Origin of the sequence: uncultured Alistipes sp. (genome assembly GCF_902388705.1) — a bacterium.
Lineage (GTDB): Bacteria > Bacteroidota > Bacteroidia > Bacteroidales > Rikenellaceae > Alistipes.
The window spans coordinates 1-25,406 of the sequence record NZ_CABMQJ010000009.1 but is presented as its reverse complement, the minus strand read 5'-3'; the positions used below and the strand labels follow the sequence as shown (position 1 = coordinate 25,406).

The window sequence follows — 25,406 nt, the reverse complement described above, 5'->3', positions numbered from 1 at the left end:
ATCGTTTTCGGTTAGTTTGTTAGAAAGTCAAATCGATACCACCGCCGAAGTAACGCAGAGTGGGGTAGTTACGTACCGAGTTCGCTCCGCCGCGGCCCATGTTGCTGCCGAATTCCGAGGTCTCGGGATCGACGAAATCGTATTTGGTCCAGGTCAGCGGATTCTGTGCTGCGAAATAGATTCGCAACGATTGGCAACCGAATTTCTTGGTCCATTTCTGCGGGAACGTGTAGCCTACCTGAATATTCTTTACACGCAGGTATGCGCCGTCGATCATGTTCAGTTCCGAACCGGCCTGTCCCCAGTTGTTCTGCGTGCTGACAGAACCCGAAGCGGAGAGGCGGGGCCAACGTGCGTCGCGATTTTCCGGCGACCAGTAGTCGAGCTGGTGTTTGAACATGGTCATCGAGTAGTCGGAGTGGAAAGGCTCAACAAGCTCGCCGCGGATAGCGTTTGTACGCTTCAGCACGCCTTGCAGCATAATACCGAGGTCGATACCTTTCCATGCTACATTGTAGTTGAAACCGAAGGTATAACGCGGGAATCCGTAACCCAGGTATGTGCGGTCTTCTTCGTCGATTTTCCCGTCCTTGTTCAGGTCGACATAGCGTACGTCACCCGGGCGCAATTGCGTGCGGTCGATCGTTGTCGGAATGGCTGCATTTTCAATCTCCTCGTAGTTCTGGAAGAAGCCGTTGGTTTTGTAACCGTAGTAAGCGTTCAGGGGAAGTCCCTCCTGACGAAGAACGGTTACACCGTCGTTTGCGTGGATGTCGCGCGTTCCGTAACGAACGAGTTCGTTTTTCGAGTCTGCGATGTTGAACGAGAAATTGTGCTTCCATGCTCCGTGGGTGAGGTTGTAGTTAATGGTCAACTCCCAACCCTGGTTGTCCAATATACCCCGGTTTTCTTTGGCAATGCTGGCACCGAAAGTTCCGGGAACGATCGGGTTGAGCAGAATGTCTTCTGTACGCTTGTAGAAGTAGTCGAAGTTTACGCTCAAGCGGTTTTTGAAGAACGTAGCGTCCAAACCGATATTGAATGTTTTAGACGTTTCCCAGGTCAGGAATTCGTTACCCATGGTGAACATCAGACCCTGAACCGGTTTGCCGTTGAAGCCGTAGGCGTTTTGCCACAGGCCGTAGGTTGTCATAAAGTCGTAGTTGCCGACATCCTGCTGGTTACCGTTCATACCGTACGATGCACGGAGTTTCAGATCGCCTACGCGGTCGCGGTACGTGTCCATGAAAGCCTCCTGCGACAGACGCCATCCAAGCGATACGGCCGGGAAGAAACCGCCGTTGCGCTTTTTAAGGAATTTAGACGACATATCGTAACGAGCCGTAAATTCGAAATAATAGCGCTCGTCGTACGAGTATCCGGCACGGCCGAAGAAGGACTGGAGGGCAGAACGACTCTTGTTCTGCGAGGAGAGCGAAGTGCTTTCATCGACAACCGTGCCTTCGCCGGGTTGATCGATGCTGTTCATGTATTTTTTAGCAGCGGTAAGGCTGTAGCTGACATTCGATTCGTCAGACCAGCCGAGCATCGCAGACACATTGTGTTTTTCGGCGAATGTACGGTTGTAGTCCAACATCAACTGGGCACTTACATAGGTGCTTTTGTTTACCCAGTCGTCTACATTACGATCTTTGCTGCCGCCGATCGTAGCCGACGAGGGATCTGCCTGTTCAGAACCGCTGTCCGTCGCATACATATATGTTTTATGCGATGTGAAACGGTGATCATGGCGAACTTCAGCTCCTAAAATTGCACGGGCTTTCAAGCCTTTGGCGATTTCAAAATCGGCAGTGAAGGTGCCGGTGAGGTATTCGTTGTCGTGTTTGTTGGTTCCACCGCCGATCAGGCCAGCCAACGGGCTGACAGAATAGCCTCCGTATTTATAGTTGTTACCGTAGAAAATGCCGTTTTCGTACTGACGGTTGAAGTAATAACTCGGGAAGCGGACGAGGTCTGCAAAGAGGAATCCGACGTTCGCATCTGCGGGTGAGTTCGTTTCCGAACGGGTGAAATTGACATTGGCTCCCAGTTTCAGGCGGCCGAATTCGGTCGTCAGGTTCGAACGCAGGTTGTAGCGTTTGATACCGTAATCGTTGCCGACGTAGTTGGATTCCTGATCGTAGTAGGCTGCCGAAAGCATATAGGTCGTTGTCTTCGTACCGCCTGTAACGCTCACGTTGTAATTCTGCTGGAATGCGTTCTGCATCGCCTGCTTGTACATGGGCTCGCTGTCGCCGTGGATATAGAACTCCTGAATCTCGGACGGCGTAAAATACGGGTCGCGGCCTACGTTGGTCAGGGTTTCGTTGCGCAGAATGGAGTTAAGGTATGTGGGAACCTGCTCGTAGAGCGTGTGGGGATTCTCCACACCGAGCTGCGCGCTGAAACGAATCTTCGGGGCCATTTCCTTATTACCGCCTTTGGTCGTAATCAGGATGACGCCGTTCGATGAACGTGCTCCGTAGATAGCAGCCGAACCGGCGTCTTTCAGGATGTTGATCGAAGCGATGTCGTTCGGGTTGAGTTCGTTCATACGGCCTGCGTCCGACTGGGGGACGCCGTCGATAACTACCAGCGGCGTATTGTTACCGATGGTATTCACACCGCGGATCGAAAGGTTCATCTGTCCATCGCCGGTCGGGTCGAAGTTCTTGGTCTGAATGATCAAGTTGGCTGCAGCACCCTGCAAAGCCTGCTGGACATTCGCTACCGGGCGATTTTCGATGACATCTGATTTGACGGTCGATACCGACGAAATGATGTGGCGGCGGGTCGTCGTGCCGTAACCTACGACTACGACCTCGTCCAGATAACTCGAATCCTCTTCGAGCGTCACCGAAACGGCGGTACGGGTGCCGACTTTAATCGTTACGGGCTTGTAGCCGAGGAATGAAATGTTCAGCTCGTCGTTGTCGGATACGCCCGAAAGGTTGAACTGTCCGTTGCCGTTGGTGGCGGTACCTTTCGTTGTGTTCAGAATCATGACCGTAGCTCCGACGACAGGTTGGCCGTTCTGGTCGACAACCGTACCCGTAACGGTCTTTTTTGTGTCCTGGGCATGCAGGGTCTGCATTGCGGCAACGCACAAAAACAACACAACTGCACGCTGCAACCAGCTTCCGGCTGTCATAAAAATGGATAAATTTTTCTTCATAAAGATTGGTTGGTTTTGTCCATAGTAGATAAATGAATGAGATAAAATCCCGCGTCGGGTCTTATACCTATATATAATTAAGAAAAACCCGAGGGAAATGGGAGTTAGTTCTGCATAGGCTTGTCCAATTTAGGTTGTTTTTAGGTTTATTATTTGAAAATATTAAAATCTGCAACGTTTAATTTGCAATTCAAATATACTGGATTTCCCCCCCCCGTTTAGTACGATTTTGAGAATTTGTAGTACGTAATCGTGCTCTGTGTATAAATGCGGGCGCATTTTTGCAGGCTCCCAGCCGGCCCGGGCTTTTTGTTGTCATTTTTTAAAATTTCAATATCAGATTTAATACTAATACCGGTTTTTATGGTTTTATCCCGGTATTTTCACAGGTTGAAATCGCGTAAAACGGGGTGTTTGGAGGGTCGGACAAAATTGGAACGGACAGCTTACGGTCGTACGAAATGCCCGATAGATGCCTTTTAGGCCGTATTTTCGACGCTACTGTTCGAACAGCCGTGTCGTTATTTGCCGGAACGGCTGCTGTTGCCGGAGAACTTGATGCGGGACTTTTCCTGTGGCCGATTCTTGTCGGTGCCGGTGCCCGGAGAGTCCTGGGGCGAACGGGCAGCCTTGTCCGAATTCGTACAGCATAGGCGCGCCCCTGCCGTATTTTTGCCACGGAGGTTGCAGACTGCCGTACTCGGATTCCGGGAGGCCCGGACCTTTTGTCGTATCTATGCGGCTGTTGATAGCATTGCTGCAGAGTCCGGAAACAGCTCGTTCTTTCCCGTAAAACGGTGCGGTTACAGGCGGATATTCCTTCCGAAAACGGCAATAAGACGCTGTCATAAGAATCTTATTGCCGTTTTAATCTGTTTATTATGCAGAAAATAGTATATTTGCTTATGAAAGGTGGCATTTATCCACCCAATCCGATATGCAGCAGGAGCGCGACAAGTTATGTTATCTGACCATCGGCGACAAGGACGAACGGTGGGGTGTTGTCGTGACGACGGTCGGCTACCAGTTCATTCCGCCCGGAACGAGGTATCCCCTCTCCGCGCATCCGGATAAGTATAACTTCATGCCCCGAGTAGGGAGGGTGCTGAACGAGTATCAACTGGTGTATATTACCAAAGGCTTCGGTCGCTTTTCTTCCCGATCCTGTGCCGAGGTGCATGTGAAAGCCGGTACGATGATCCTGCTTTTTCCCGGGGAGTGGCACAGCTATCATCCGGATGCGGAAACTGGCTGGGATGAGTATTGGGTCGGGTTTAAGGGGCCGTATATCGATGACCGGGTGGAAAACAGGTTTCTTGCGCGGGAGCATCCGCTGCACGTTATCGGGGTAAGTTCGGGAATCGTGAGCCTTTACGAAGAGGTTCTCCAGTTGGCGTCTGCCGAGAAGGCGGGATGCCAGCAGATTATTTCGAGTATCGTACTGCATATTCTGGGTTCCGTCTATTATAAGGAGCGGAACAATTCGTATGCGAATACATTCGTGCTGGAAAAGGTGAATGCGGCGAGGGAGTTGATGCGGGACATGGACAATCCGCTCGATGTCGAAGCCATTGCCGGTAAACTCGGGGTGGGTTATTCCTGGTTCCGGAAGATGTTCAAGGAGTATACGGGGATCTCTCCGGCCCAGTATCAACTGCAACAGCGGTTGCTGAAAGCCAAGGAGTTGCTGACGAATACGAATATGAATATCGCGGAGATTGCCTATGCCCTGAAATTCGTGAATGCCGGGCAGTTCTCCACGTTTTTCAAGCATAAGGAGGGGGTTACACCGTCCGATTTCCGGAAAATGAGCGGTTGGAAATAGTCTGTGCCCGATGGATTTCCCGGGGGCCGCGGTTGGGCTCTGTCGTATATTAAAATATCCCGCCTTATAAAAGGCGGGATTTTCAATGTGCCGGTGCGGCTGCATGACCTTTCCTGTCGTAATCCGACTGTTTGGCACGTGGCGCAGTCCGGTTTCTCGGATACGGAAATTTTCACCTGGCCGGACAAAAAAATCCCTCCCGGTTCCGGGAGGGATTTAAAGTACTGTTTATCGGTAAGGCCGCGATGACCTTTCGGTTGCAGTCCGGTTATTTGGCGTACGATACGGCCCGCGTTTCGCGGATAACGGTGATTTTCACCTGTCCGGGATAGGTCATTTCGTCCTGAATCTTCTTGGCGATATCGTGCGACAGCCCCTCCGACTCCTGATCCGAGAGCTTGTCGGCGCCGACGATTACGCGCAGTTCGCGGCCGGCCTGGATAGCATAGGTTTTCAGCACGCCGGGGTACGAGAGGGCGATGTCCTCCATCTCTTTCAGGCGCTTGATGTAGCTTTCGACCACTTCGCGGCGTGCGCCGGGACGTGCACCCGAAATCGCGTCGCATACCTGGATAATCGGGGCGATGAGCGAAGTCATCTCCACCTCGTCGTGGTGGGCGCCGATGGCGTTGCATACTTCTGGTTTCTCCTTGTACTTCTCGGCGAGTTTCATGCCGATGATTGCGTGCGGCAGTTCCGGTTCGTCGTCGGGTACCTTGCCGATGTCGTGCAGCAAGCCTGCGCGGCGTGCCGTTTTGGGGTTCAGGCCCAGCTCCGCAGCCATGATGCCCGCGAGGTTCGCGGTTTCGCGTGCATGCTGCAACAGGTTCTGGCCGTACGACGAACGGTACTTCATCTTACCGATCATGCGAATCAGTTCGGGATGCAGGCCGTGGATGCCCAAATCGATTGTGGTGCGCTTGCCGACTTCGACAATCTCCTCCTCAATCTGCTTCTGGACTTTGGCTACGACCTCCTCGATGCGTGCCGGGTGGATACGGCCGTCGGTTACCAACTGGTGCAGGGCCAGGCGGGCGATTTCGCGGCGCACAGGGTCGAATCCGCTCAAAATAATGGCTTCGGGGGTGTCGTCGACGATGATTTCGATGCCGGTCGCAGCTTCCAGTGCACGGATGTTGCGGCCCTCGCGGCCGATGATGCGGCCCTTGACCTCGTCGCTTTCGATGTTGAATACCGTGACGGCATTTTCAATGGCCGTTTCGGTCGCGACACGCTGAATCGAAGCTACGATAATACGCTTGGCCTCTTTCGTGGCGGTCATCTTCGCCTCCTCGATGGTTTCGTTGACATAGGAGGCAGCCTCGGTTTTGGCCTCGGCCTTCATGTTTTCGATCAGGATGTTTTTGGCATCCTCCGAACTCATGCCCGAAATCTGCTCCAGGCGTGCGTTCTGTTCGCGCATCATCTGATCGACCTCGTCTTTCTTGTGCTCGAGTATCTGCAGTTGGTTCTGCATCTGCTCTTTCAGGCGGTCGTTCTCCCGGAGTTTGTTTTCCAGGTCGCGCTGCTGGTTCTGCAGGTTGCTTTCGATCTGCTTGGCCCGCTGTTCGCTCTGGGCGATTTTCTGGTTGCGTTCGTTGACCTGCCGGTCGTATTCGCTTTTCAGTTGTATGAACTTCTCTTTTGCCTGGAGGATTTTCTCCTTCTTAATCATCTCGCCTTCGGCTTCGGCCTCCTTGACGGCGGCTTCGCGGCGCTTGCGGATCGAGGTCTTGGCTACGAGGTTCGTAACCACCGCGTAGATCCCGATGCCGGCCACGGCAGAGATGCAGGCAACCAAAATGGTAGTATACATGATTTTGTTGCTGTTTTGAGTTGTTATTATAAGGGTTTGTTGTTGTACATAAAAAAAACCGCATAGGATTCCTTACTCTTGTTTGACGAATCTGCAAGATAAGTCACGTGTGGGGGCTCCGACAATCGCAATCGTCCAACGGTACGCCGCAGCATACACCCCGAAGGGTTAAGGCCTGATTTTGAAGCGCCGTGAGTTGCCCCAATTTAAAAAGTGTTCAGTTTCGCAAAGCTGTAAGGAATCTATGCGGGTAGATTTTTCCTTCGTATGTTAAAGAACCTCTGTGCCCGGTTTCGCCGTGCCGGGTGCCGGGCTTCCCTGCGTTACCCTTTCAGGGTATTGAGGTAAGCGTCGATTTCCTCCCCGAGGCGTCCCAGGTGTTTCACATCGTCGTCGCCCACTTCGCGGCTCTGCCGCATGTCGACGAGTGCAATGGCGAATTTCAGTGCCGCCATCGACAGGTAGTCCTGGTCTGTCCAGTTCTTGAAGTTGTTCTGTTTTATCGCTGCGAGGTAATTGTTCACCTCCCGTTCGGCCAGGCGGTACACCTCCTCTTTTTCACGCTCGATGTTGAGCGAATAGCTTTTGCCTGCTATTTTAAGGGTTATCGCCTGTTGTGCCATCTCTTTGTTTCGTTTGTCTTACTTCTTTCCTGCATCCTGCGGCTTGGGGCCCCGGCGTTGCGGATACCGTCCGCCGTGTTGTCCTTATTGCGGCCTTCCGAGCAGCGCGATGCATTTGTCGACCTCCCGCATAAGACGGTTGACGCGCGCCCGCGCTTTTTCCCGGTTACGGCTTTCGCCCGCCAGTCCCTCGGTCAGCTGCATACGCGATAATTCGCCGTCGAGTTCGCGGATACGCTCCTGCAAAGTCCGGTTTTCGGCTTTCAGGCTGTCGCGTTGCGCCGTCAGTTCCGCGCACAATTCCGACAACCTTTTGTGGTCGTCGATAAGCTGCCGGATGCGGGCCTCGATATTTGTTATCACGCTTTTTTCGGCCATTGGGGGTCGGGTAAAGTCCGATTTACATTTCAAAGGTACGAAAAGGAACGCTAAAAAGCAAATTTTATTTCCCCGCCACCCGACCGTAGAGGTCGTAGTCGGCGGCTTCGCAGATGCTTATCTCGTAAAAATGTCCCCGCAGCAAGCGCCGTCCGGCTGCCGGAACCAGGATTTCCTGATCCACTTCGGGCGAGTCGTACTGCGTGCGCCCGACATAGTAATCGCCCTGCCGCGAATCGATCAGCACCCGTTCGGTGCGCCCTACGCGGCGCAGGTTGTTTTCGAGTGCGATTTTGTTCTGGAGCGCCATGATGCGCTCGACGCGCTGCTGCTTGACCTCTTCCGGAACATCGTCCTGCAATTCTTGCGCCGAACGGGTGCCCTCCTCTTCGGAATAGGCGAAAACCCCGAGCCGCTCGAAACGCACGTCGCGTACGAACTGTTCGAGTTCTGCGAAATCGGCCTCCGTTTCGCCGGGATAGCCGATTAGCAGCGTCGTGCGCAGCGCCAGGTCGGGAATCGCCTGCCGCAGCCTGCCGATTAGCGCATAGGCGTCGGCTTTGGTGTGGCGGCGGTGCATGGCCGCGAGCTGGGCGTCGGAGATGTGCTGGAACGGAATATCGAGGTATTTGCAGATTTTCGGCTCTTCGGCCATGGCTTCTATCACATCGTCGGGGAAAGCCGTGGGATAGGCGTAGTGCAGGCGTATCCACTCGATGCCGTCGATGCGGCACAGGCGGCGCAGCAGTTCGGCCAGTCGTCGTTTCCCGTAGAGGTCGAGGCCGTAATAGGTCGTATCCTGCGCGATGACAATCAGCTCCTTTACGCCGCCGGCCGCGAGTTTGCGCACCTCCTCCTCCAGCTCCTCCATCGGCACGGATACATGCGGGCCGCGGATGAGCGGGATGGCGCAGTAGCCGCATTTCCAGTTGCAGCCTTCCGAAATTTTCAGGTAGGCGTAGTGTTTGGGCGTGGAGAGCAGGCGATCGGTGGCCAGCGCCGGGTCTTGGGCTGCGCCCAGCGCCCGGACGATGCCGTCCCAGGTGCGCGCCCCGAAGAAGTCGTCCACTTCGGGAAGTTCGGCCCGCAGTTCGTCGGCATAGCGTTCCGAGAGGCATCCGACGACGAACAGGCGTTCGATTTTCCCGGCGTTCTTGGCCGCTGCCGCACGCAGAATCATGTCGATCGACTCCTGCTTGGCGTCGCCGATAAAGCCGCAGGTGTTGATGACCACGATTTTGGCGTCCGTGCGGTCGCTGTCGAAGAGGACTTCGTATCCTGCCGCTGCGAGCCGTGCCATCAGGTGCTCGCTGTCGACCGTGTTCTTCGAGCAGCCGAGCGTTATGACGTTGATTTTTTTCATGTGCTTCGTATTTCCGCACAAATGTATGGATTATTCCCGGAATAATCCTAAAAAAGAGCGGCGCACTTTCGGTGCGCCGCTGTCAAAAAGGAGCCGGTAAAGGTTTACCACATCACGTTTATGGCATAGGCTTCGATGCCGTTGCCTACCGACGTGGAGCTTACGCTCGTGAAATCCCAGAAACGTTCCTGGGCCAGCATGAAAATCGTGTAGGCGCTGCCGGTCGCGATGTTGTAGACGTTGAAAGACGCGTCGGTGCCCTTTACGGCGGATTCCAGCGAGCCGTACAGGTCGTTCTTCACGGTGCCGATCATCAGCATGTTCATGTTTTCGCGCTTGAGCTTGTTCATGGTGCCGTTCTCGCCGCCGAATGCGCCGATTTGTTCGTTCGTTTCGAAGCGCACCGTGCGGAAATTGATGTTGTAGGCGATGTCTACGGTGCCGGTTACGGTGCCTGCTTCGTCCTTATCCGTGCGGGTACCCTCCATCAGCGGGGAGAAGCCCGTGACGTAGCAGCCCTTGCCGGACGCCGTGGCCCTGACCAGCCGGGTGGGCTGGTTGAAGAAGAGCGTGCTGCCTTTGTAGGTCGTCCGGTTCGTAAGCCCGTTGAAGGCGAACCATGTCCAGCGGTACGTGTTGAGGGAAACCTCCATCACTTTCGACAGGTTCGTGTTGTCCGAGCGGTCGAAGATTGTGAGCCAGGCCTCTTCGCGGCTTTTGAGCGTGTTGACCATGTAGTTGTTGAGCGCCGTGTAGTCGGCGTCGCTCGTCACCAGCGCCCCGTCGTTCAGGCGGCTTACGAACTGGATCGTCGCATTGAATTTGTCCGACGGTTTGGCGCTTATCGAGCTCAACGAGTACTCGTCGTCGTCGGTACATCCGGTAAATACCGGTGCAGCCAGGGCGAGTACGAGGAGCGCTGCGAGATATTTATTTACATTTTTCATGTTTTCGACTTTTGTGGGTTCAACAATCGGTTATTTGAGTACCATGGTTGCCGTAATCGGATTGTGGTCCGAAAGATATGCACCGCCGGCACTGGGACACGGGAGGGATTTGAAATCGCTGCTTGTCCATTTCCCTTTGGGGAATCCGAAGATATGGTCCACCCACGACACGCCGATATGGTCGCCCCGCTCGGTAAGGGCCGGCAGGCTGCTGGCACTCGTGTTCAAATCGCCGAGCAGCAGCGTCGGATATTCGGGGTCGTCCAGTCCCAGGTAGGTCACGGTTTCGTTGGACTGCAGGGTGCGTGCGGCATTGGGGCCGTGGTCGTAGTGCGCACAGGCGATGCGTACGATTTGTCCGTCGGAATCGGAGGTCGGTACGAGGATGTCGATATAGCCGATGCTGCGCTGGTCGTAGCCGTACCGGTTGTAATTGCTGCCGGTATTCCACTGGTAGTTCCCGTCGCCGCTGGCATGCTTGTATGTGAACTGTGCCGAGAACGAATTCAGAATCGGGTATTTCGAGAGGATGCCGTTGCCGTAGAAGCCCACGTCTTTGGGGTAGGACATGATGAAGTAGGGATACATGTCCAAGCGGGCGGCCAGTTCGGTGAGTTTCTCCTTGCCCATGCGGCTGGTGCCGGTTTCGAGCTCGTTGATGCAGACGATATCGGGGTTCTGCGCCTTGATCAGGGCGACGTATTCGTCGATGATGAAGTCGATTTGGTTGGACTTGTCCGTCATTTCGAACGACAGCACGTTCCAATCCAATACTTTCAGCTGCACGGATTGTGCTTTTCCCGCAGCCGTCGTAAGGAGCAGGCCGCATAAAAGACCTGCGCGGATAATATGTTTCAACAGTTTCATATTCGATGATTGTCTTGATGGTTTACTAATACCCTATGTTCTGTTTCAGGTTTACCGTGCCGTTGAATGCGGTTACCGGAATCGGGAAAACCTGGTGGATCGTAGGATCGAACGTACGTCCGTTGTCGTAGTTGGTCGGGGCGTCGATTACGACCTGTTCGGTCGTGGCGTCCCAGTGCGAGTTCACGCGCTGCGTCGGTTTTGCATAAACCTCTTTGGCATCGCCCCAGCGAATCATGTCGAGGTGGCGGCTCGGCATGAACTCGAATGCGAGTTCGCAGCGGCGCTGGTTCTTCAGTTCGGCTTTCGTCGCCGGGCTGTTTTCCGGGAGGCGTGCGCGTTTGCGGATACGGTTGAGCAGCTGTTTGGCCTCGGCATCGCCCTCGCCGTTTTTCCAGATCAGGGCCTCGGCTTTCATCAGCAGTACGTCTGCGAAGCGGATCAGGCAGGTGCCGAGCGTGTTGCTGGCATTGTCGCCGTTGGTGTTCACGTCTTTTCCCTTGCAGTCCGCCTCTTCCCACGGGGAGAGGAACTTGCGGAAGGTCATGCCCGTGTCCGATGCGATGGAGTAGGAGCGGCTTCCGAAGACGATCTCGCGTCCCATGAACTTGATGGTCTGGCCGGGATAGAGAATCGTTGCGTCACGACGGATATCGCCCGCCTCGAATGCCTCCCACAGGGAGAGCGTGGGCTGGAAATATCCCCAGTGGTTGTACAGGTTCCAACCGCCGTTCTGGAACGACATGCCGTGGAATTTCGGGCCGTCGACAGCGCTGCCCAGCAGCGAGAAGATATATTCGCTGCCGAAATTCTGCTGCTTGCGCCAGAGGTTGGCAAAGGCATTGTCCGTGCCGTCGTCGAACAACTCGCGCTTGTCCGCCCCCGTCAGGTTCATCACATTGTTGCACATTTCGATGACTACGTCGTAATATTTGGCGTCGTACTGCGCTGCATAGAGGGCTGCGCGTGCCGCGAAGGCCCAGGCTGCGGCTTTGTGCGGCAGGCCGTATTCCGTCGGGGCCAACTGCGAGAAGAGGGGCAGGCGCTCGCCGGCTATGCGCATGTCGCTGATAATCTGGTCGTAGTTCTGCAGCACCGATGCGGGACGCGGGCTGTCCATGGCCGCCGGTTCGGTCGTGTCGAGGATAATCGGAATGCCTCCGTTAGGGCCGTTGTCGCCGTAATAGGGCGCAATCCAGAGCATGGCGAATCCGCGGAAGAAATAGCCGATGCCGGTCGCCTTGGTTTTGAACGCCTCGTCGAGGTTCATCGTGGGAACGACCTTGATGATGTTGTTGGCCTTGGCGTTTACCTCGTACATGATTTTCCAGTTGTTCTTCACGTCGCGGCCGTTGCTGGGCGACATGCGGAAGTTGCGGATGTCTTCGGCCTCGCCCTGCGGACGGCCTACGGTCATGTCGTCGCTGCAGCACTCGAACCACGTGATACCGCGGCCGGTAACGCCTTCCGAATCGTTCGTGTTGAAAGAGAAAAGTGCGTTGATTGCGTATTGTACGTCTTCCTGGGTTTGCCAATCCGTCGGGGCACCGTATTTTTTGGTGTCGAGGAAGTCGTCACAGCCCGGCAGGAGCGAACTGCATGCAAAAAGGCTGGCTGCTATTATTAATATCTTTTTCATCGCTTTTGTAGTTTGTGTTGGTTAGAAGTTGATATTCACGCCGAAGTTGAAGAAACGCGAAACCGGGTAAACGCCGCGGTCGATGCCGTAGTTTCCGACTTCGGGATCCACGCCCGAGTAGCCCGTGATCGTGCATAGGTTGTCGATGCTCATGTAGACGCGCAGGGAGCCGTTCTCGAGTCCTACATAGCGGCTGATGCTCTTGGGAAGCGTGTAGCCCAGCGTAATGTTTTTCAGGCGGAGGTAGTCGCCGTCCTCAAGGAAGTGATCCGAGAATTTGACATAGTTGCCGTTCGTGTCCGAAGTGATGCCCAGGCGGGGATGCTTGCTGTTCTGCGGATTGAAATCCCAGGTGTCCAGCACTTCGGTCATGAGGTTGCCGTAGTCGTTTCGGCCGTTCATGGCCATCTGCTGCAGGCCGTTGTAAATCTTGTTGCCGGTTACGCCCTGGAAGAAGAAGCTGAAGTCGAAGCCTTTCCAGTTGAGCGAGCCGCCGAACGAGAAGGTGTTTTTCGGGGTGTAGGAACCTGCGAACGTTTTGTCCGAGTCGTTAATCACACCGTCGTTGTTGGTGTCGACGAAGATCAGGTCGCCGACTTTGGCATCGGGCATCAGCAGCTTCGCTTCGCCGGTTTCGGGGTTCTTGTAGATGTACTTGTCGATTTCGTCCTGCGAGCGGAAGATGCCTGCCGTGCGGTAAACCATAAACGAATACCACGGCTGACCTGCATCGGAGTAAAGCAGGGCGTTGCTGTTCAGATTGGGGTTTTCGTGCATGACGGGGCCCTGGCGAACGCCGTATTCACGGACATAGCCTTTGTTGGTCGAGAACATACCCCATACGTTGTAGTTGAGCTTGCCCTGGGCGGCGTTGCCGTTGTAGTTGACCGAGAACTCCCAGCCTTTGTTCAATACGTTACCCATGTTGCCCAGCGGGGGATCGGCCACGCCGATCTGTTCGGGCGTCGGGATGTAGTCGATGAGGTCTTTGGTGACCTTGTGGTAGTAGTCGACGCTGATGTCCAGTTTGTTTTTGAACATGGTCAGGTCGAGGCCCACGCTGGTCTGTTCGGTCGTTTCCCAACGGGCGTTCAGGTTGGGGATCGTGGAGAGGTATTTACCGTCCAGCAGCTGGTCGAGGCCCTGGCCGAAGATTACCGGATACCGATAAGTCAGTACGTCTACCTGTCCGACGTTGCGCGGATAGAGGTCCACATTGCCGACGCGTCCCCAGCCTGCGCGGAATTTGATCAGGTCGAATACGTTGTCCAGGCCTGCTTTCTGGAAGAATTTTTCCGAAGAGAGTTTCCACGAACCGGAAACCGACGGGAACCAGTCGTACTGTTTGGTCAGGGGCAGTTTCGACGATGCGTCGCGGCGGATGCTACCCACGACGAAATAGCGGTCGTCGAACGAATAGCCTACCCGGCCCAGGAACGAGGCCATGGTATATTCGAAAATGGTTTCTTTCGGAGTGGGCGTCCATTCGCTGGCTTCGTTCCAGGTCGAGTGGTTGATGTCGACCGAAGGCGAGTAGCCGCGCGTGTAGATTTCCCGCGTCTGTGATTTTCGGAAGTCGGCGGTAAATCCGGCCATGGCGCTGATATGGTGCCGGCCGAACACCTGTGCCCACGTGACGATTGTTTCCGACAGCCAGTGGTTGTCCCGGTCGATGAATTGCTCGCGGTGGTTGTCGTCGCGCGTAAGTCCGCGCTCCGTCATTTCGGGATAGTATTCGTCGGACTCCTTGTAGCGCAGGTCGGCTGTAAAGTCCGATTTGATGGTCAGCGAGGAGATGGGCTTGATTTCGACCGAAGTGGTCGTGAACATCTTGTATTCGGGGTATTTCCGGTGAAGCCGCTCGAGGTAGGCTACCGGGTTGTACAGCAGCGGGGTGCCGTTTACGTCGGCCCATTTGGGACTCGTACCGCCGAAGTATCTGTTGCCCTTGTCGTCGAGGGCATAGCTGCCGTCTTCGTTCATTTCGTATACGGAGGCGGCACGGGGATACCATACGGCACCCATGATCGGGCCCTGGTGGCCCGTGTCTACGTTACCCTGTCCATTGGAAACGACGAACGAAGCCCTTTCCGAAATCTTGAGCCAGTTGGTCAGTTTCAGATCGGTCTGGAATTTACCGTTGTAGCTTTCGCTGAACGTGTTGAGCAGGACGCCCTCTTTTTTGTCGTAGGAGAAAGAGAGGATGGACTGCATCTTTTCGCTGCCGCCCGAAACGGTCGCGGCGTAATGCTGGGTGAAGCCGGTCTGGAAAATTTCATCGAGCCAGTCTGTGCGCGTAACGTTGCCCCAGGGATACAGTTCGGGATTGGCCGCGCTCGGCAGCTGCTTGCCGGGATCGTTCTCGACGGCTTTTGCCCAAACCCGGTTGTACTGCTCGGCCGTAAGCATTTTCGGCAGGTTGGTCACCTTTTCGAAGCCGAGCGAGATATTCACGTCGACACGCATCTTGCCGCTCTGCGCCTGTTTGGTCGTGATGAGGATAACACCGCTCGAACCTACCGATGCGCCGTAAATGGCGGCGGATGCCGCGTCTTTCAGCACCGTGATGGTTTCGATGTCCTCGACCATGTAGGGGGCATTGGGTACGCCGTCCACTACCACCAGCACGCCGTCGCCCGAGGTCGGGCCGTCATGGCCGCGGTCGGTGCCTTCGTCGTTGCCTTTCGAACCGCGTCCGCGGATGGTGAACGAAGCCGGTTTCATCGGGTCGCCGCTTTTCTGGATGGTGACGCCCGGCATACGGCCCTGGAGCATCGTCGCCAAATCGGAGGAACGGCTCTTGGCGGCTTCGTCGAGCTTGATGGTCGTCACGGCCATCGAGAGGTCTTCCTTGCGCTGCGAGCCGTAACCGATGGCTACGACTTCACCGATCATGGTGGCGTCCTCTTCCAGCGTGATGTTGATTTCGGTGCGGTTCATGACGGATACGCTCTGGGGCTTGTAGCCGATGAACGAGAACGTAAGCGTGGCGTCGCCGTTTACGGAGATCTGGTAACGGCCCTCCGCGTCGGTCGTGACGCCGTTGGTGGTTCCTTGTTCTATGACCGAAGCACCGATGAGCGGTAGCTGGCCCGAATCGATCAGGCGTCCCGTAACCGTGACGCGCTCCTGCGCTTGGGCCGGATGAATGAGTAAGCACAGCAGCAAACTCATCAGAAGAAAGCGGACGATTCCCCTTTTCTTCTCCGAAGTAGTCAAATTCATTTCCATAGAGTTAAGGTTAATATTGGTTATTGTGTACAGAGGCTTGTTTTTCCTCTTGTTTGGGTTTTGATATTATTAAAATAAATTAAAATATCAGACGGCTTTTGCAGTCTATTTACGGTATGTGGAAATTTGATATTCAAAATTATGTATATCGGAGTTCTTGGTGGGCGTGGTTTGCGTATTTGAATCCTCAAATTGCGTATAATTGATTGCCGCAATCGGGTAGTCCGGGACGTACGGGCACAAAAAAGCGACAGGCACCATTTCGGTGCCTGTCGCCTGCGGTCGTATACTTATATTATAATAAAGGTGTGCCGTTTATCTCTTTTCCGGGATACTCCGGTGTCGTTTGCCCGGGGAAATGCGGTGTTATTTTTCGTCGCCGAACAAGGCGTGGACAAACTCCCTGCGGTCGAAAATGCGCAGCTGGTCGATGCCCTCGCCGATGCCGATGTAACGTACCGGAATGTGGAACTGGTCGCTGATGCCGATGACTACGCCGCCTTTGGCCGTGCCGTCGAGTTTGGTGATGGTGAGCGACGTCACCTGCGTTGCCTGCGTGAACTGCCGCGCCTGCTCGAAAGCGTTCTGGCCGGTCGAGCCGTCCAGTACGAGCATCACCTCGTGCGGTGCCCCGGGGATGACCTTGCCCATGACGTTGCGGATTTTGGTCAGCTCGTTCATCAGGTTCACTTTGTTGTGCAGGCGGCCCGCCGTGTCGATTAGCACCACGTCGGCGCCGTTGGCCTTGGCCGAGGTGAGCGTGTCGAATGCGACCGAGGCCGGATCGGAGCCCATCTCCTGACGGATCATCGTGGCTCCGGCGCGCTCGGCCCAGACCTTGAGCTGGTCGATGGCCGCGGCGCGGAACGTATCGGCTGCGCCGATCCAGACTTTCCGGCCGGCTTTGGTGAGCTGGGCCGCGAGTTTGCCGATGGTGGTGGTCTTACCGGCGCCGTTGACACCGACGACCATTACGACATAGGGCTCGCCCTCTTTGGCGTCGAGCCCGAAATGCTTTTCGGAGCCGTGCGACTCTTCCATCAGCGCCGTGACCTCTTCACGCAGGATGGATTGCAGCTCCGAGGTGTTCATGTATTTGTCGCGCGCCACGCGCTCTTCGATGCGGCGGATGATTTTTACGGTCGTTTCGACGCCTACGTCCGAGGAGATCAGCACCTCCTCCAGGTCGTCCAAAACGCCGGCGTCGACCGTCGAGCGGCCTGCCACGGCGCGCGCCAGTTTCGAGAAGAGGCCCGTCTTGGTCTTTTCCAGCCCGGCGTTGAGCTCGTCCTGCTGCTGTTTGTGCGCTTCGGGAGCCTGCGCGGCGGCGTTATCCTGTTTCTTTTTGAAAATATCGAAAAATGCCATACCTAATATCTATATATCCGGACAAAGATAATAAGAAAGTTTGGAAAAAAACGTTATATTTGCGCTATATACATTTCCAACGATGATGAAGAAAACAATCCTGCTGCTTCTGGCAGCATTCTGCGGTGTACTTGCCGCGACGGCCCAAGACCTGATTGTCAAGACCGATGCTACGAAAGTCGAAGCGAAAGTAACCGAGATAACGCCCGATGCCGTGCGCTACAAACGCTTCTCGAATCCCGACGGGCCGACCTACGTGGTGCCTGTCGCCGATATCAGCTATATCCAGTATGCCAACGGGGAAAAGGAGGTTTTCAAGGCTTCCGAAACTATTCCGGCCACTCCGCTGACGCCTGCCGTTCCCGTAGAGCCTGCTGTTGCCCCTGCAACCGCCGCTCCGGTTGCTGCCTCCACTGCACCGGCGGCTCCCGTGCAGTATGTGGCCAAGGAGTACGAAATCGGCGAACTCTATAACCAGAACGGTGTCAAGGGCGTGGTCTGCATGCTTACGGAGGATCGCCAGCACGGACTGATCATTTCGCTCGACGAGCGTTACCTGCATTGGAGTTCGTTCCGCAAACCCGACCTGCGGGTCGTAGGTGCCGACGACCGGGCCGACGGTGCCGTAAATATGGAGAAAGTAGCGGCCTATATCGCCGGTAACAACCTTTCGTGGGACGATTTCCCGGCTTTCAAATGGTGCCGCGAGAAGGGCGAGGGGTGGTACCTGCCCGCCATCGACGAGATGCTGACGATCGGCCATAATTACAACGGCGGCGCGCGCCTGCAGTCCAACCGCCAGGCACGCAACAAGTTCAACAATGCCCTCAAGGATAACGGCGGCGAACGGATGGATCGTTTGGTCTACTATTTCTCCTCGACCGAAAAAAATGAGAAAGAGGCCTATACGACGCACATGGGCATCGAGCCTCCCTATGTCATCGACATTCCCAAGTACAATAAGTTCCTCGTGCGTGCCGTGCATAAGTTCTGACAAGGCACGCCGGGACGATAAAACGGTGTAATCCCGCGAGGGGTTACACCGTTTCCGTTTGGTCGATTCACATACATTATTTATGCACGAGCTTGTGTATCAGTGTTTTCATGTCGCGCTGGAATTTGTGCACCGGATGCACCTCCCGGATGTATTCGACTGCCTTGCAGGAGAGTTCCCGGCGTAATTCCTCGTCGTTGATTAACTCTTCGATGGCGTCGACGAAAAGCGGGACTTTGTCGAATCCGTCGCCGAGTACGGGGCCTACGTATCGGCCGAATTTCGAGGTCAGGTCTTCCGGATTCCGGCAACTGACGAGCAGGGTTCCGTAAGCGAGCGCTTCGAGGAACGTGATCGGCAGCGCCTCGTGAATCGAGGTGTTGACCAGTATCTTGGCCTCCCGGATATATTTCATTTTTTCTTCACCTTCCACGTGCCCTGTGAAATGGAGGTTGGGAATGTCGTGGTAGCCGGCCATGACTTTCTCGTTCTCCGATTTTTCCCAGTAAGTCTGTCCCAGCATGAAAAATTCGTATTGGGGCATCTGCCTGGCTATTTCGCAGAAAAGCCAGCCGCGCTTTACGGATTCGATGCGACCGATAAACAGGATGTGGTTCTTTTTCTGGTAATGCAGCGGGTCGAATTCGTAATCGATGTCGATCGGGTTGGGCATATAGGCGATGGGGGCGTCGTAAGGAAGCCGGTATAATTGCCTGGCCTTGTCGTTGAGGAAGTACCCTTGCGACACGAATGTGACCAGCCCTTTGTTGTACAGTTTGTGCACGGTGTCGTAGAGCCCCGAATCCCAGTAGGATTTTTCAGGGAACAACTTCACCGTGTGTATCTCCTGCCACTCGCTCCATGGACGGGGATCCTGTATCCAGTGGATAATCGGTTTGTTTCGCCGTTCGTATTTGAGGAGGTTGTGCGTCAGTTCAATCGTGAGGTATAGGTCGTAGTTTTTCCTTTTCAGCCACCGTTTGGCGAAAAAGCGTCCCGGGGGCGTGATTACGTTGCGCCCTTCGACTTTTTCACACCGGGCATGAAAAGCGAATTTCCTGCGCGAATAGTTCGAGAGCAGTACGTCGATTGAAATATTGGTGTCGGGCAGATAGCGGGCGATGTAATTGCGGGCCAGAAATCCATAACCGCCGTACGCCGTGCCGCAGGCCCCGAAATATTCGTCGATAACCAGTGCAACCCGGATTCGGGAGGGATCAGAACCCCCCCCCACGATTTTTTTGAGGGCCCGCACTATATGACATTTGATATAAGTCGACAGGAATTTCCGGTAGGGCGTGAGCCGCAGGTAGGTGAAATAACGGGACGTTTTCGTATTGTGGCACCTGCGTTTGAGGGCCCAGGGTTTTACATCTCCGTTGTAGTGGATGATTACCGGGGCTTTTACCGTGCCGAGCTTGTCGTCGGTTGCCGCATAATTGTAGATTCCGGGAAGCGGCCGTATCCGTCCTTTCAGCGTCGTGTTTATTACATCTTGATCCTGGTACTCGAACAGCTGTCCCTTTTCGACGGCCGTTTTCATCAGCAGGTCGGCGATTCCGTCCTTGCGCATCAGGTAGAGGTTCATCAGGATGACGCCGGCGTTTATGTAGAGATCCTCCCGGTGCATTCCCACCTGGAATTTGTAGTTTTTCCGGTCGATCCACGTGTCTTTGACCCCTGCGCCGTAATATCCGTCGAGGGGCGTTTCCCATAACTGCCGCAGGGGCCCGTCGACGACCAGGTCGGAATCGAGGTACAACACCCGGTCCAGCTCCGGCAGCAATTCCGGCAGCAGCAGCCTGTAGTAGGTATGGTGGGTGATGTAGCCGATGTTTAGCCGCAGCTTTTTCAGGGCGCTGTCTTCGACGGTCACGAACGTGAGCCGTTGTTTGTCGCCGTAGCGTTTTACCGTTTGCTCGAATAGCTGCCGGTTTTCCTCCGAAAAATAATCGGTGAATATGTAAATGTCGAGCTGTTCGGATTTGTTGTTTTCCAGTGCCGAAACCATTGCGACGCAACAGTGCTGGGCATAGGAGTCGTTGACCGTAAAGGCGATGGCTATTCGTTGCTGATTCTGCATTTTTTCTGCGGACAATTATTGAATGAGGTCGTTTGGTTGTCCAAAGATATGGATTTTCCGCCGTATATCAAATGGTCGGCCTGTTAAACACACAAAGGGCACCCGTTCGGATGCCCTTTGTATTTAAGATCGCTCTTAAAATACTATTTCTTCTCTTCGAAGAATTCCTTGACCTGGTCGTTGGGAATGATGCCTTCCTTGAACATGTAAGCACCGGTCTTGTCCGACTTGACCATCTTGATGCACTTCGTAAAGTTCTTACCCGTGCCGGTTTTCAGTGTTGCGACTACTTTCTTTGCCATAGAGCTTCAAAACTATTTAATTTCACGGTGAACGGTGACCTTTTTCAGAAACGGATTGTACTTTTTACGCTCCAGACGGTCGGGGGTGTTCTTTTTGTTTTTTGTCGTGATGTAACGGGACATTCCCGGAACTCCGCTCTCTTTCTGTTCGGTGCATTCGAGGATGACCTGAACTCTGTTGCCTTTCTTTGCCATTTGTTACTTCGGTGTTTTAGTAAACGGACTTGGGTGCGGCAGCCTCACGCAGAGCGGCTGCAAGACCTTTCTTGTTGATTGTTTTCATGCCGGCTGCCGATACTTTCAGGGTAATCCAGCGGCCCTCCTGTTCAGACCAGAAACGCTTGGTTTTCAGATTGGGACTGAATTTGCGTTTGGTCTTGTGGTGCGAGTGGGATACGTTGTTGCCCACGATCGCGACCTTGCCTGTGATTTCGCAAACTTTCATTTTGTTTTCGGTAATTTGATTGTTATTCCCGTAAGGGAGTGCAAATATACGTAAAAATTAAGAATTAAAAATTAAGAATTCGCATTAATTTTCTTGTGCGCCGATTATTATGTTGATAACCAGTGATTAACGCAGGGGTATCGTAAGCGTGAAACGTGCCCCTGCCGTATAGGTCGTATCGAGTTCCGCTTTGCCGCCCAATGCGGAGGCGATCAGCCGGCATACGGCCAGCCCGAGGCCCATGCCCTGCGAGAAGGGATCGAGTTTGACGAAACGCTCGAAAATGTGCCCGGCCTCGGATGCCGGAACGCCCGGGCCGGTGTCGGTTACCGAGAAGACGATTTGCCGGTTCTGCTCGGAGAGGGTATACGCGAGTGTGATCCGGCCGTCGGCGGCAAAACGTACGGCGTTGCGGAGCAGTTCGGTGATGGCTTTCGAGAGCAGCAGGCACGAGGTGTGTACCTGGAACTTCTCCTGTGCGGGAAGGAACCGGATGTCGATTTCCCGCGAATTGCTGAACTTTACGTTTTTGATGCATTGCAGGCAGCAGGCGTTGATGTCGGTCGGCCCCATGGCGGGCGGGGTATCCGAGGATTCGAGCCCGGCGATGTAGAGCACGTCGTCTACGAGTTTTTGCAGGTATCCGCTGTTTTCCTGGATGATGTTGATGTAGGACTGCCGTTCGGCAGGATCGGGACTGTCCGCCGCCGCTGCCAGTTCGGCGAATCCCACGATGGCGTTGAGCGGCGTGTTGATTTCGTGCGTTATGTTGCGGATGAAGATGCCTTTCATGCGGCTGCCCTCTTCCGCAGCCCGCTTTGCACGGGCGAGGCGGCGGTTCATGAGCGTCATGAACCCGATGAACACCGCGGCCAGCAACAGAATGATTCCCAGACCGATGGTGCCCAGCTGCATGCGGTGCAGGCGTTCCGCCTGCGCCTGCTGTTCCAGCTCCGCTTTCTCCTTGTCCAGCCGGCTGACGTCCAGCAGCGTGGCAAACTCCCCGAGGGTCTTCTCGTTGTCGGCGCTGGCTTTCCGGCGGTAGACGTCGATATAGTGGAGCAAATCGCGGTATGCGGCTTCGAATTTACCCGTCGCGGCATTGATTGCCGCCCGGTTTTCATAGAGAGTGGCGAAGTACGACTCCTTGTATCCGGCTTCTACGAATAGTTCGATCAAGGTGTCGATTGCCGCCATCGCCTTGCCGTACTCGTGCGAGCAGTTGTAGACGGCCAACTGCGTTTCGCGCAGGCTCGTTTCCGTGAGGTAGCCCCCGTGTCCTTTCCGCACCTCCCTGAACAGGGCCTTTGCTTCGTCGATATGGCCTGTCTTGGCCAGCAGGAGCGTTTCTTTGAGCTTGAGCGACCAGATGTATTCCGGCAGGGGAATGCAGGCTTTGCCCTTTTCGATTGCGGCGGCGGCTTCCGCATACCGTTGGTCGTCTATCAGCATGGAGGCCATCTCCGAGTAGAGGTTCGAAAGCGAGAAGCTGTCGAGGTCGTTCCGGATGATGAAATCGATGGCTTTGCCGTAATATTCCGCCGCGACGTTTTTAAGGCCCCGCGTGCGGTAGATATGTCCCAGCTGTTTGTAGGCTTCGGCGATGGCGGGTTTGTAGTCGTCCTTTTCGGCCTGCTCCATGTACCGCTCCAATTCGTATTGGGCCAGCGTATACTGGGTATGCTTGGTGTAGTAGAGGATGAGCCGCCCCCAGGTGAAATAGTAATATTTGAGCTGCTCGTTCTTGCGGGCGAACTCCTGAACGCGGGGAATCCACGCCTTGAGTGAGTCGAGGTTGTTATTGAAATAGTAGTGATCGGCCTTGAAACTCAACGAAACGGCCTGCATGCGGGTGTCGTGTTTTTCGGCCGAGAGCCGGAATAGGGTGTCGGCTTTGAGCAGGACGAGCGAATCGCGGATGTTGTTGTTGCACCACCGGTAGTAGGCGTAAAGTGTGCTGTCGACTTTTTTGTAGGTTTCGTTCTGCGCATGGACCGTGGAGAATGCCAAGACGAGCAATACCGACAAAATAAATGCTTTTTTCATCATTTTGGGCTGAATTGGTGCAAAAATAAGCGAAATTGTTTAGATAAGCAAGCAATTTCGCCGCAATCTTACACTATTTAGCCGGTTGTGCCGCGAGCAGTTCCTGCTCGAGCAACTCGATAGCGGCGGTGCCGGCCTGCCGTATGATTTGCCGGCGGTTGCCTTTGAGGTGAAGCAGCCGCGAGGTGGTGTGCAGCGGCGAGCTGACGGCAATCCACACCGATCCGACGGGATATTCGGGCGTTCCGCCCGTGGGGCCTGCGATACCTGTCGTGGCGATGGCGTAGTGCGAATTAGACGTGCGGCGTACGCCCTCGGCCATCATGCGTACGACCTGTTCGCTGACCGCGCCATAGCGGGCAATCGTGTCGCAGCTGATTTGCAGCAGGTGCTGTTTGGCGTCGAGGCTGTATGCCACGGCGCCGCATTTGAAATAGGCCGATGCGCCCGGCATGGCCGTGAAACGTGCGGCGAGCGTGCCTCCCGTGCAGCTTTCCGCAATGGCGAGGGTTTGTATGCGCTCCGTGAGGATTCGGTGCACCCGTTTTTCCGGAGCCCGGCTGCTGCAGGCAGTCAGGGTGAGGAGTGCGATTGCGGTCGAGGCTATGATTCTGTTCATATGGAGAGTGGTGAGTGGCTATTTCCCGTTGAGTTCGTCGCGCAGCAGGCTGATTGCGAATGCACTCGCGCGGTCGATAATCTGTCCCCGGTCGGAGCCGCACTGTTTCAGAATGGCGGTCGTGCGGTGCGGGCTTGCGACGGCAATCCAGACCGTGCCCACGGGCTTTTCGGGGGAGCCTCCCGCGGGCCCTGCGATGCCGGTGGTGGCGATGGCGTAATCCGCTCCCGCGATACGGCGCGCACCTTCGGCCATCTGGCGGGCGACCTGTTCGCTGACGGCGCCGTGGCGTGCGATGGCGTCGGGGTCGACTCCCAGCACGTCGTGTTTCGAGGCGTTGCTGTACGAAACCACGCCGCAGAGGAAGTAGGCCGATGCACCCGGCATGGCCGTGAAGCGCGATGCGATGGCGCCTCCCGTGCAGCTTTCCGCAGTGGCCAGGGTCAGCCCCCGCTCGGTGAGCAGTTTGTGCACCAACTCCTGCATCGTGGCCGTTTCGTACCCGATGATGTTGTGGGGGATGATTTTGCGCAGGGCTTCGAACTGCCGCTCGATTTCCTTCGAAACGCTCGCGCCTTCGACCTCGTAGGCCGACAGCCGCAGCCGCACGGCTCCCGGATTGGGGAGGTAGGCCAGTTTCAGGTACGGGGGCAGGGCGCTTTCCCACGCTTCGATTTTTTCGGCGAGCATCGACTCGGGCAGCCCTGCGGTAATCATCGTGCGGTGTACGATTTGCCGCAGTTCGAAGTGGGCTTTCAGGCGCGGCATCACCTCGTCCTGCATCAGGTGTTCCATTTCGTAGGGTACGCCCGGCAGCGATACGACCACCTTGCCGCCCTGTTCGAACCACATGCCCGGCGCCGTGCCGTGGGCGTTGAACAGCACCGTGCAGCAGGCGGGTACCATGGCCTGCCCGCGGTTGAGCTCGTTGAATTCGATGCCGCGGCTTTCCAGCATGCGTTTCACGTGGTCGGCGACGGTTTTGTCGGGGACGAGTTCGCAGCCGAACATTTCGGCCAGCGTCTTTTTGGTGATGTCGTCCTTGGTGGGGCCGAGGCCGCCGGTGATAATCACGACGTTCGAGTTCGCGAGGGCGCGTTCGATACTTCCGACGATTTGCCCGCGCTCGTCGCCGATCGAAACCTTTTCGTGTACGACGATGCCTGCGGCGTTGAGGTGCCGGGCGATGGATACGGAGTTCGTATCCACGATCTGGCCGATGAGTATTTCATCGCCGATGGTAATGATCGTTGCTTTCATGGCGTTATCAAAAGGTCAGGATGCGGGATGTGCCGTTTCGTCCGGTTCCGTGCCGGGTGTCGCGGCCTCTTCCGTGGCCGGGGATTCCGCCGCCTGTGTGGCGGTTTCTGCGGTTTGCTGTTCTGCGGCTGCTTTGTCCTGTTTGGCTGCGGCACTCGCAGCAGCTTGGGCCTCTTTTGCCGCGGCTGCGGCTTCCCGGGCGGCTTTTGCCTCTGCCTCGGCGACCAGTGTGCGGCAGATGTCCCGCACCAGTCCCGGGCCGTTGTAGATGTATCCGGTGTAGAGTTGCACCAGATCGGCCCCGGCGTCGAGCATTGCCTTGACGTCGTCGGGGGTCATCATGCCACCGACGCCGATAATCGGGAAGTTGCCGCCCGAGCGGGTGTGGATGCGGCGTACGACCTCCACGGCCCGGCGGGTGAGCG

At 55.4% G+C, this 25,406-nt stretch carries 19 protein-coding genes and 1 pseudogene; 2 read left to right on the top strand and 18 right to left on the bottom strand.

Annotated features, from left to right (window positions below; all coding sequences use genetic code 11):
• Positions 1-19 precede the first annotated feature (19 nt).
• Positions 20-3,175 (bottom strand): TonB-dependent receptor, encoded by a 3,156-nt coding sequence (locus QZT71_RS04835; RefSeq protein ID WP_295913233.1) that lies wholly within the window; start codon positions 3,173-3,175, stop codon positions 20-22.
• A gap of 937 nt (positions 3,176-4,112) precedes the next feature.
• Between QZT71_RS04835 and QZT71_RS04830 the strand changes: the two genes are divergently transcribed.
• Entirely contained in the window at positions 4,113-5,000 is an 888-nt protein-coding gene (locus QZT71_RS04830) for an AraC family transcriptional regulator (RefSeq protein WP_295913230.1), read from the top strand.
• A 268-nt stretch (positions 5,001-5,268) separates the two neighbouring features.
• Here QZT71_RS04830 and rny read toward each other — a convergent pair whose 3' ends face one another.
• From rny to ftsY, 9 genes are all read right to left on the bottom strand, one after another.
• Positions 5,269-6,816: a ribonuclease Y gene (rny, locus tag QZT71_RS04825; RefSeq protein ID WP_295913227.1), complete on the bottom strand. Its 1,548-nt coding sequence runs from the start codon at positions 6,814-6,816 to the stop codon at positions 5,269-5,271.
• Between the two features lie 323 nt (positions 6,817-7,139).
• A complete protein-coding gene (locus QZT71_RS04820; RefSeq protein ID WP_295913225.1) occupies positions 7,140-7,439 on the bottom strand; it encodes a cell division protein ZapA in 300 nt (99 codons plus the stop codon).
• An 84-nt stretch (positions 7,440-7,523) separates the two neighbouring features.
• The gene (locus QZT71_RS04815) at positions 7,524-7,817 is read right to left on the bottom strand and encodes a hypothetical protein (RefSeq protein WP_295913223.1); all 294 of its coding nucleotides are present in this window, start codon (positions 7,815-7,817) and stop codon (positions 7,524-7,526) included.
• Between the two features lie 64 nt (positions 7,818-7,881).
• Positions 7,882-9,180, bottom strand: a complete 1,299-nt coding sequence (gene rimO / locus QZT71_RS04810; protein ID WP_295913222.1) for a 30S ribosomal protein S12 methylthiotransferase RimO — start codon at positions 9,178-9,180, stop codon at positions 7,882-7,884.
• A gap of 104 nt (positions 9,181-9,284) precedes the next feature.
• Positions 9,285-10,127: a hypothetical protein gene (locus tag QZT71_RS04805; RefSeq protein WP_295913220.1), complete on the bottom strand. Its 843-nt coding sequence runs from the start codon at positions 10,125-10,127 to the stop codon at positions 9,285-9,287.
• A gap of 30 nt (positions 10,128-10,157) precedes the next feature.
• A complete protein-coding gene (locus QZT71_RS04800) occupies positions 10,158-10,994 on the bottom strand; it encodes an endonuclease/exonuclease/phosphatase family protein (protein ID WP_295913219.1) in 837 nt (278 codons plus the stop codon).
• A 25-nt stretch (positions 10,995-11,019) separates the two neighbouring features.
• Positions 11,020-12,633, bottom strand: a complete 1,614-nt coding sequence (locus QZT71_RS04795) for a RagB/SusD family nutrient uptake outer membrane protein (RefSeq protein WP_295913217.1) — start codon at positions 12,631-12,633, stop codon at positions 11,020-11,022.
• Between the two features lie 21 nt (positions 12,634-12,654).
• The gene (locus tag QZT71_RS04790; RefSeq protein ID WP_295913215.1) at positions 12,655-15,864 is read right to left on the bottom strand and encodes a TonB-dependent receptor; all 3,210 of its coding nucleotides are present in this window, start codon (positions 15,862-15,864) and stop codon (positions 12,655-12,657) included.
• A gap of 366 nt (positions 15,865-16,230) precedes the next feature.
• Positions 16,231-17,232 (bottom strand): signal recognition particle-docking protein FtsY, encoded by a 1,002-nt coding sequence (ftsY, locus tag QZT71_RS04785; RefSeq protein ID WP_295913212.1) that lies wholly within the window; start codon positions 17,230-17,232, stop codon positions 16,231-16,233.
• A gap of 82 nt (positions 17,233-17,314) precedes the next feature.
• Between ftsY and QZT71_RS04780 the strand changes: the two genes are divergently transcribed.
• The gene (locus QZT71_RS04780; RefSeq protein WP_295913209.1) at positions 17,315-18,226 is read left to right on the top strand and encodes a hypothetical protein; all 912 of its coding nucleotides are present in this window, start codon (positions 17,315-17,317) and stop codon (positions 18,224-18,226) included.
• 76 nt (positions 18,227-18,302) lie between these two features.
• Here QZT71_RS04780 and QZT71_RS04775 read toward each other — a convergent pair whose 3' ends face one another.
• The 8 genes and pseudogenes from QZT71_RS04775 to QZT71_RS04740 all read right to left on the bottom strand — a co-directional run.
• Positions 18,303-20,309 carry a glycosyltransferase gene (locus QZT71_RS04775; RefSeq protein WP_295913207.1) on the bottom strand — a complete coding sequence of 669 codons (2,007 nt, stop codon included), beginning with the start codon at positions 20,307-20,309 and terminating at the stop codon, positions 18,303-18,305.
• A 143-nt stretch (positions 20,310-20,452) separates the two neighbouring features.
• Positions 20,453-20,611: a DUF4295 domain-containing protein gene (locus tag QZT71_RS04770; RefSeq protein WP_009596369.1), complete on the bottom strand. Its 159-nt coding sequence runs from the start codon at positions 20,609-20,611 to the stop codon at positions 20,453-20,455.
• A 12-nt stretch (positions 20,612-20,623) separates the two neighbouring features.
• Positions 20,624-20,806 carry a 50S ribosomal protein L33 gene (gene rpmG / locus QZT71_RS04765; RefSeq protein ID WP_009596501.1) on the bottom strand — a complete coding sequence of 61 codons (183 nt, stop codon included), beginning with the start codon at positions 20,804-20,806 and terminating at the stop codon, positions 20,624-20,626.
• Between the two features lie 16 nt (positions 20,807-20,822).
• Positions 20,823-21,056: a 50S ribosomal protein L28 gene (gene rpmB / locus QZT71_RS04760; RefSeq protein ID WP_022062508.1), complete on the bottom strand. Its 234-nt coding sequence runs from the start codon at positions 21,054-21,056 to the stop codon at positions 20,823-20,825.
• Positions 21,057-21,182: 126 nt separating this feature from the next.
• Positions 21,183-23,102 (bottom strand): HAMP domain-containing sensor histidine kinase, encoded by a 1,920-nt coding sequence (locus QZT71_RS04755; protein ID WP_295913191.1) that lies wholly within the window; start codon positions 23,100-23,102, stop codon positions 21,183-21,185.
• A 73-nt stretch (positions 23,103-23,175) separates the two neighbouring features.
• Positions 23,176-23,721 (bottom strand): CinA family protein, encoded by a 546-nt coding sequence (locus QZT71_RS04750; RefSeq protein ID WP_295913189.1) that lies wholly within the window; start codon positions 23,719-23,721, stop codon positions 23,176-23,178.
• An 18-nt stretch (positions 23,722-23,739) separates the two neighbouring features.
• Positions 23,740-24,981 carry a competence/damage-inducible protein A gene (locus QZT71_RS04745; protein ID WP_295913187.1) on the bottom strand — a complete coding sequence of 414 codons (1,242 nt, stop codon included), beginning with the start codon at positions 24,979-24,981 and terminating at the stop codon, positions 23,740-23,742.
• A 15-nt stretch (positions 24,982-24,996) separates the two neighbouring features.
• Positions 24,997-25,406: pseudogene (locus QZT71_RS04740) on the bottom strand (quinone-dependent dihydroorotate dehydrogenase); the annotation flags it as partial.

What these genes read in the sequence shown, in the direction of transcription:
- QZT71_RS04780 (WP_295913209.1), top strand. Translation starts at nt 17,315, where the DNA reads ATGATGAAGAAAACAATCCTGCTGCTTCTGGCAGCATTCTGCGGTGTA.
- QZT71_RS04835 (WP_295913233.1), bottom strand. Translation starts at nt 3,175, where the DNA reads ATGAAGAAAAATTTATCCATTTTTATGACAGCCGGAAGCTGGTTGCAG.
- rpmG (WP_009596501.1), bottom strand. Translation starts at nt 20,806, where the DNA reads ATGGCAAAGAAAGGCAACAGAGTTCAGGTCATCCTCGAATGCACCGAA.
- QZT71_RS04775 (WP_295913207.1), bottom strand. Translation starts at nt 20,309, where the DNA reads ATGCAGAATCAGCAACGAATAGCCATCGCCTTTACGGTCAACGACTCC.
- ftsY (WP_295913212.1), bottom strand. Translation starts at nt 17,232, where the DNA reads ATGGCATTTTTCGATATTTTCAAAAAGAAACAGGATAACGCCGCCGCG.
- QZT71_RS04790 (WP_295913215.1), bottom strand. Translation starts at nt 15,864, where the DNA reads ATGGAAATGAATTTGACTACTTCGGAGAAGAAAAGGGGAATCGTCCGC.
- rimO (WP_295913222.1), bottom strand. Translation starts at nt 9,180, where the DNA reads ATGAAAAAAATCAACGTCATAACGCTCGGCTGCTCGAAGAACACGGTC.
- QZT71_RS04770 (WP_009596369.1), bottom strand. Translation starts at nt 20,611, where the DNA reads ATGGCAAAGAAAGTAGTCGCAACACTGAAAACCGGCACGGGTAAGAAC.
- rny (WP_295913227.1), bottom strand. Translation starts at nt 6,816, where the DNA reads ATGTATACTACCATTTTGGTTGCCTGCATCTCTGCCGTGGCCGGCATC.
- QZT71_RS04815 (WP_295913223.1), bottom strand. Translation starts at nt 7,817, where the DNA reads ATGGCCGAAAAAAGCGTGATAACAAATATCGAGGCCCGCATCCGGCAG.
- QZT71_RS04805 (WP_295913220.1), bottom strand. Translation starts at nt 10,127, where the DNA reads ATGAAAAATGTAAATAAATATCTCGCAGCGCTCCTCGTACTCGCCCTG.
- rpmB (WP_022062508.1), bottom strand. Translation starts at nt 21,056, where the DNA reads ATGAAAGTTTGCGAAATCACAGGCAAGGTCGCGATCGTGGGCAACAAC.
- QZT71_RS04755 (WP_295913191.1), bottom strand. Translation starts at nt 23,102, where the DNA reads ATGAAAAAAGCATTTATTTTGTCGGTATTGCTCGTCTTGGCATTCTCC.
- QZT71_RS04795 (WP_295913217.1), bottom strand. Translation starts at nt 12,633, where the DNA reads ATGAAAAAGATATTAATAATAGCAGCCAGCCTTTTTGCATGCAGTTCG.
- QZT71_RS04745 (WP_295913187.1), bottom strand. Translation starts at nt 24,981, where the DNA reads ATGAAAGCAACGATCATTACCATCGGCGATGAAATACTCATCGGCCAG.
- QZT71_RS04750 (WP_295913189.1), bottom strand. Translation starts at nt 23,721, where the DNA reads ATGAACAGAATCATAGCCTCGACCGCAATCGCACTCCTCACCCTGACT.
- QZT71_RS04830 (WP_295913230.1), top strand. Translation starts at nt 4,113, where the DNA reads ATGCAGCAGGAGCGCGACAAGTTATGTTATCTGACCATCGGCGACAAG.
- QZT71_RS04800 (WP_295913219.1), bottom strand. Translation starts at nt 10,994, where the DNA reads ATGAAACTGTTGAAACATATTATCCGCGCAGGTCTTTTATGCGGCCTG.
- QZT71_RS04820 (WP_295913225.1), bottom strand. Translation starts at nt 7,439, where the DNA reads ATGGCACAACAGGCGATAACCCTTAAAATAGCAGGCAAAAGCTATTCG.